At 65.6% G+C, this 7,195-nt stretch carries 3 protein-coding genes; all 3 read left to right on the top strand.

What is annotated here, in order from left to right; all coding sequences use genetic code 11:
* The coding region (locus GPT33_RS06195; RefSeq protein WP_296806478.1) for a multidrug efflux RND transporter permease subunit at positions 1-3,043 on the top strand (3,043 nt) is incomplete at its 5' end.
* 170 nt (positions 3,044-3,213) lie between these two features.
* Positions 3,214-3,510: a hypothetical protein gene (locus GPT33_RS06190; protein WP_296806476.1), complete on the top strand. Its 297-nt coding sequence runs from the start codon at positions 3,214-3,216 to the stop codon at positions 3,508-3,510.
* 107 nt (positions 3,511-3,617) lie between these two features.
* Complete coding sequence (locus tag GPT33_RS06185; RefSeq protein WP_296806474.1) at positions 3,618-7,067, top strand: mechanosensitive ion channel domain-containing protein; 3,450 nt, start codon at positions 3,618-3,620, stop codon at positions 7,065-7,067.
* The last annotated feature ends 128 nt before the right edge of the window (positions 7,068-7,195 follow it).

Below are 7,195 nucleotides of genomic sequence, written 5' to 3'. Positions count from 1 at the left end.
TCCCGACATCGTCCCGCCGCAGGTCTCGGTCAGCGCGGCCTATCCGGGCGCGAGCGCGTCGGTCGTGGAGTCGACGGTCGCTCAGCCGATCGAGTCGCAGGTCAACGGTGTGGACAACATGCTCTACATGCAGTCCACCAGCGGCAACGACGGCAGCTATTCGCTGACCGTCACCTTCGCGCTCGGCTCCGATCCGGACATCAACACGGTCAACGTGCAGAACCGCGCCAATCTGGCGATGGCCCAGCTCCCGGAGGAGGTCAAGCGGCAGGGGTTGACGGTCCAGAAGCAATCCAACGCCATGTTGCAGGTGGTGGCGCTGAGCTCGCCGAAGGGTTCCTACGACGGGCTGTTCCTGAGCAATTACGCCACCATCAACGTCGTCGATACCCTGGCACGCGTGCCAGGGGTGGGACAGGCGTCGCTGTTCGGGCCGCTCGACTACAGCATGCGGATTTGGCTCGACGCGGATCGTCTCACCGCGCTCTCGCTGACCCCTGCGGACGTGATCGCCGCGATCCAGAGTCAGAACATCCAGGCCGCGGTCGGACGAATCGGCGCGCAGCCGATGACGGCCGACCAGCAGTTCCAGATCACGCTCCAGACCCGCGGGCGCTTGAGTGATGCGGCCGAGTTCGAGCGCATCGTGGTGCGTGCCAACCCGGACGGCTCCACCGTGCTGGTCTCGGATGTCGGGCGCGTGGAGCTCGGCGCGCGCCAGTCGGACTCCTTCAGCCGATTGGACGGGCAGGACGCGGCCGCCATCGGGATCTATCTCGCGCCCGGTGCCAATGCGGTATCCGTGGCCGACGGAATCGAGGCGGCCATGGATCGGCTCGCCGAGCGGTTCCCGGACGATCTCGCTTATACCCTGGTGTACGACACCACGGATTTCGTGAATGCGAGTCTCGAGAAGGTCGTCCATACCCTGCTCGAGGCATTTGTCCTGGTGATCCTGGTCGTGTTCCTTTTTCTCGGGAGCTGGCGTGCCACCCTGATCCCCTTGATCGCGGTGCCCGTGGCCTTGATCGGGACCTTCGCCTTCCTGCTCGCGATCGGTTTTTCGGCCAACACCATCTCGCTGTTGGCGGTGGTGCTGGCGATCGGGATCGTGGTCGACGACGCCATCGTGGTGGTGGAGAACGTCGAGCGCATCATGGAGGAGGAGGGTCTGCCGCCGCGCGAGGCCGCCAAGAAGGCGATGGGCCAGATCACCGGACCCATCATCGCCATCACACTGGTGCTGTTGTCGGTCTTCCTTCCGGTGGCCTTCATCCCCGGGATCACCGGGCAGCTCTTTCAGCAGTTTGCGGCCGTCGTTGCCTTCGCGATGCTGATCTCGGCTGTGAATGCCCTGACCCTCTCGCCGGCGCTGTGCGCCGTTCTGCTCAAGCCGGGCGGTCATCGGCGCGGGCCGATGCGCTACGTGATGGGCGGGATCGATCGGGTCCGCGACGGCTATGCCGCGATCGTCACGCGGTTGGTGCGCGTTGCGATGCTGGTGTTGGTGCTGATCCTCGGCATCGGGATCGCGACGGGCTGGCTGTTCAAGATTACGCCGACCGGATTCCTCCCGGAAGAGGATCAAGGGGCCTTTATGGCCCATGTGCAATTGCCGCAAGGTGCCTCGGTGAGCCGGACCTTCGAGGTGGTGAAGGAGCTCGAGGCGCTCGTGAAGGCGGATCCGGCGGTCGCGCACGTGGTAACGATCACGGGCTTCAGCATCCTCGACGGCGCCGTGCTCTCCAATTCAGCAGCCGTCATCGGGCGCTTGAAGCCGTTCGAGGAGCGCAAGACGGCGGATCTCAAGGTCGATGCCGTCATCAATCGGATCGCGGCCCAAACGATCGGCATCCCGAGCGCGCGGGTCATGCCCTTCAATCTCCCGCCGATCGTCGGTCTGGGGACCGGCGGAGGCTTTGAGTACCAGCTCGAAGACCTGCAGGGTCGCACCCCCGAGGCGCTCGCCGGGGTGATGCGCGGGCTCATCCTCGCCGCCAATCAGGATCCGGCCCTTTCGCGCGTGTTCTCCACCTGGGCGACCGACAACCCGCAGGTGTTCCTCAACATCGACCGCGAAAAGGTCCAGACCCTGGGTGTGCGCATCAGCGACGTCTTCAACGCGCTGCAGGCGACCTTGGGCGGCTACTACGTCAACGACTTCAACCGGTTCGGACGGGTCTGGCAGGTCCAGGTGGAAGGTCGCGAGGCCGATCGGCAGAGCGTCCAGGACATCTACCGGATCCATGTCCGCAACGACCAGGGCGAGATGGTCCCGCTGCGCGCGTTGCTGAGCCCCGAGCTGATCCTGGGCCCGCAGCTCCTGCAGCGTTACAACAACTATCGCAGCGTCACGATTCAGGGCGAGCCGGCCCCCGGATTCAGCTCGGGCGATGCCCTGGCGGCCATGGAGCGGATCTCGGCCGCGACCCTGCCGGCAGGCTACGGCTTCGAGTGGACGGGCACGGCCTTTCAGGAACGCGAGGCCGGCGGGCAGACGCCGATCGTGTTGGCGTTGGCAGTCTTGTTCGCCTACCTCTTCCTGGTTGGACTCTACGAGAGCTGGTCGATGCCGGCGGTCGTGCTTCTGAGCGTCACGGTCGGGGTGCTCGGTGCACTCTGTGCGCTCTGGGTCGCAGGTCTCTCCAACGACCTTTATGCCCAGGTCGGCATCGTGGTGCTGATCGGGCTGGCGAGCAAGAACGCGATCCTCATCGTCGAGTTCGCCATCGAGCAGCGTGCCTCCGGGGCCTCGATCCTGGATGCGGCCACCCGGGCGGCGCGTTTGCGGATTCGCGCCGTTCTTATGACCAGCTTTGCCTTCATCCTGGGCCTGGTCCCGCTGGTCATCGCCAGCGGTGCCGGCGAGGCGAGTCAGCGCGGCGTCGGCACCGCCGTCTTCGGCGGCATGCTCGCCGCCTCGCTGATCGGGATCTTCCTGATCCCGATGCTCTACGTGGTCTTCCAGCGGTTTCGCGAGAAGATCCACGGGGGCGTCAAGGTTCGGGATCCGGGTCGGGAGCACGAGGCTCCGGTCTCGTGACCGCCGATGATTCCGGTTAGCCCTCGCCGGATCTCTGGCGAATGCCGGCATCGCATCCGTCATCCAACTCAACCGCGTCCAGAGCGAGATGCTGATTTTCGACTGACTTCGACACTTGGAGTATTCACAGTCCTTAGCGGATGACGCGGTTTAAACACAATGGAGCCAACATGATCGACGCCGATATCCGTCCCAAGCATCGCCGGTTTGCGACTCCGGCGCCCGCACTGGCCCTGGCCTTCACGCTTCTGCTCCTTGTCGGCTGCGGCGACCAGGTCGTCGTCGAAGGCGTGAACGCCGCCGACGGGGATCTCGTCGGCGATAGTGTGATCGACAACCCGGCGGATGCCGAAGGGATTGCGGCCGGTGAACCCTATGCGATCGGCAATCCCTACGAGGAGGCCGAGGAGGGGGAGAAAAACATGGGGCCCAATGCGCCGGGGTATATCCCCGAGACGATCGATTAGTCACGTGTCAGCAATACATTGAGCACCGAAGCCTATCGTTGTCGTGGCCCGATCAGTCCGCCCTTGCAGGGCGATCAGCAGGGTCGGCACGGGTCGGGGCTTCGATCGTGAGACCTCCGGTTGTCGGCTTCACGCTTGCCTTGGGGCTCTGCCTGACGCTGTTGTCGTCGACACTCGGTGCGGAGAACGCGGGCCTCGGCTCACTGAATCCGTCGCTGATGTCGGCAGAGGGTCTGGAAGCCAAGATCGCCCGGACCGAGACGAGCACCGATCTGGACGCCGAGGTCAAAACCAAGATCGTCGCACGCTACCGCGAAGCCCTGAACAACCTCAAGGAGGCGGATGTCAACAGGGACCGTGCCGCGGCCTTCGAGGAGGTCGCGCAGGCGGCACCCGAGGAGACACGGCGCATCCGCGAGCGAATACCGGAGGCCGGTGCGGACGATGCGGCACAGGTGCTCGGCGTCGGTCCGCAGACGCCGCGCGGGGAGATCGCGCTGCGCCTGCGTAAGGCCCAAGCCGACCTCGCCGCTGCAGAGGCGCGGCGCGCCGATTTCGATCGCCAGCGCGCCTTCCACGAGAACCGCCCGACCATGATCCGCCAGCGTCTGACGGCGGCGCAGGAGCAACAGGACGGGATCGCCGCTGCCTTGCGGGTGGAACCCGGCGGAGGCGATCACGCATCTCTGACCTCCGCAGCCGGCTCTTCGCTCGTGCAGGCTCGGTGGTGGGCGCTGGAGACCCGCTATGTCGCTTTGAGCACCGAGATCCGGGCATTCGAGCAAGAGCTGATCAGTCAGCCGATGCGCTTGGACCTGCTCGAGGCGAGGCGCGACGCGGAGGCATCGAGTGTCGAGCGTCTGCGTACGCAAGTCGAGGCACTCAAGGCGCTGCTCAACGACAAGCACGAGAGCGAGGCGGCATTCGCGAAGGCCGAGGCCACGCGGATGCTGGAGTTGACCAAGGGGTCCGATCCGCTGCTGAGCCAGCTCGCGCGGGAGAACGCCGAGCTGACGGAACAGCTCTCGGCCATCGCCGGACGGCTCGACGGACACGACGAGGACGAAGCGCAGGCGCTGCGGTTGGCCGAGCGGGTTCAGGCCAATTTCGAGCGCGTGCGGGCGGCTCGCGAGGTGAGCGGGCTGACCGAAGGCATCGGTCCGCTCTTGCTCGAGCACCGTGCGGACCTGCCCGATTTCGAGGTCCATGCCCGCAAGCTGCATGAACTCGAGCAGCAGATCGCCGCGGTCAACGTCAGCCGGCTGCAGCATCTCGACGAGGCGACCCGCATCGCCGATCCGAACCGGATTCTCTCCGAGCTTGCCGCCAAGCTCACAGCCGACTCCAAACCGCAGGATCTCGACACCCTGCGCACCTTGATCGTCGGGCGCCAGGTGCTGCTGGCAAAACAACTGGAGGCCGAGGGTGTGCAGCTCGAGGTGCTGCAGAGGCTCAAGGCGGCCGAAAGTCGAATGCTGGATGTCGCGCGTGCCTACGATTACTTTCTCGAAGAGCACCTTTTTTGGCTTGGTACGGGCGCCAAGACCCGTCCGGCTGACTTGGCGAATCTGCAACCCGAGATCGTCCGGCTGCTGTCGCCCTCGGTCTGGTCGGAGCTCGGCGGCAGCCTCGCAGGGTGGCTTGCGAGCTCGCCTCTGTCGTGGCTCGTGGCTCTGGTGTCGGGCGTGCTGCTCTGGAAGCGCCGCGCCCTGATTACGGAGATCGAGCGCGCCTCGATCCGAACGGAACAGCCCGGTTTCGAGGACACGCGGCAGACGCTGCGTGCGCTGGTGTTTACACTGTTGCTTGCGGTGCCTCTGCCCCTGCTGTTCGGCGCAATCGGTTGGGCGCTTCAGAACGCCGCACAGGGTACGGAGGTGTCCGAGACCGCCGGGGTTCAAATGGTCCGCATTGCGGTCGTGCTCTATGTTCTGCTGGCGTTGCGCGGGATCTGTCTGCCGCGCGGAATCGCGATCGGGCATTTCCGTTGGCCGCAGGCCAGTGCGCAGCGGCTGAGGTCGGAGATCGGCTGGCTGATTTGGGTCCTTGTTCCGGCGATGCTGATCCTCGGCAAGGCGATCAGTCTGAACCCGGATGCCGCTGTCGGACTGGTCGGGCGGCTTACAGCCCTGGTCTCCGTCGCGGCGGTCGCCCTGTTCTTTTTTCGTTTGTTTCACCCGCGGAGCGGTTTTCTGGCGGCGTCGCGGCAACGTCCGAGCGCCGGTTTGTTGTCCCGTGCCTATCAGCTCTGGTACCCGGTGCTGGTGGCCGTTCCTTTGGTGATCGTGGTTCTGGTCTTGGAGGGTTATGCCTATTCGGCGCTCGTCCTCTGGGATGCCTACCTCCTCACCTTGGGCTTGAGCGTCGTCCTGCTGTTGCTGCATGCGCTGGCCTCGAGCTGGTTGCTTCAGGCTCGCGGCCGCTTGGCCCGCCGCGTTGCGCGCGAGCGCCGAGCGGCCGCCGTTGCTCAGCGTGATGGCTTGGTCGGTGCAGAGCTCGTCGCCGCGCCGTCGGATTATGCCGATGTCGATGTCGCGGCGGCGGGCGCAGCCGGTCGGGAGCTGCTCGGGATGGGGATCGTCGTCCTCGCCCTGGTCGGCCTCTACGCCATCTGGTCGCCGGTCTTTCCGGCACTGGGCATTCTCGACGAGGTGACCCTCTGGCACACCACCGGGATCCTGGACGGGGAGGAGACCGCGCTGCCCGTCACCCTGGCCGATCTCGGGCTCGCGCTGCTGTACTTGGTCGCGATCGGCGTGCTCGCCAAGCGGTTGCCCGCGATGCTCGAGATCATCCTGAGCGAGCGTCTGCACATGGCATCGAGCAGCCGCTATACGGTCACGACGCTGACGACCTACGTCATCGTCGCCCTGGGTATCGTGCTGGCGCTCAATACCGTGGGGGCCCAGTGGTCCCAGCTTCAATGGATGGTAGCGGCCATCGGGCTGGGGATCGGGTTCGGCCTGCAGGAGATCGTCGCGAACTTCGTCAGCGGTTTGATCATCCTGTTCGAGCGCCCGGTGCGGGTCGGCGACGTCATCACCGTGGACGGGACCGACGGCGTGGTGACCAAGATCCGCATCCGTGCCACGACGATCCGCGGTTACGATCGCAAGGAGCTGCTGGTCCCGAACAAAGAGCTCATCACCGGTCGGCTGCTCAACTGGTCCCTGTCCGACCCGGTGACGCGGATCATGATCCTCGTGGGTGTGGCCTACGACACCGATGTGGACCTGGCCCATGCCTTGATGGGTGAGGCTGCGGCGGAGAACCCGCGCGTGCTCGCCAACCCCAAGCCCGCGATGAACCTCGAAGGTTTCGGCGACAACGCCTTGACCCTATCGCTGCGGGCTTACATCGAGGATATCGAGCATCGGGTCGCCATCACCTCGGAGCTCAACATGGCGATCAACCGCAAGTTCAGAGACGCGGGTATCGTCATCGCCTACCCGCAGCGCGATCTGCACCTGGATACGCGCGGACCCTTGCGGGTCAGGCTCGAAGAGGACGGTCGAACGGAGTCCCGAGACGCGGACGGTGAGAGGCCGGCCGGGTGAAGGCCGCTACGACCCCCGGAGCACGCCCCGCGCGGCGCCCGACTGCGTTGCAACGCGTTGGCGTAGAACCCACTACGCTGCCTCGTTGCGCCTTGCCGGACACCGCACGGGACGCACTCCAGGGGCCG

It is taken from the genome of Thiocapsa sp., assembly GCF_011390875.1.
Lineage (GTDB): Bacteria > Pseudomonadota > Gammaproteobacteria > Chromatiales > Chromatiaceae > Thiocapsa.
The sequence above is the reverse complement of the archived record's forward strand: the minus strand, read 5'-3'. Positions and strand labels throughout refer to the sequence as shown.

Coding starts and splice junctions, on each gene's coding strand:
- GPT33_RS06190 (WP_296806476.1), top strand. CDS start 3,214: ATGATCGACGCCGATATCCGTCCCAAGCATCGCCGGTTTGCGACTCCG.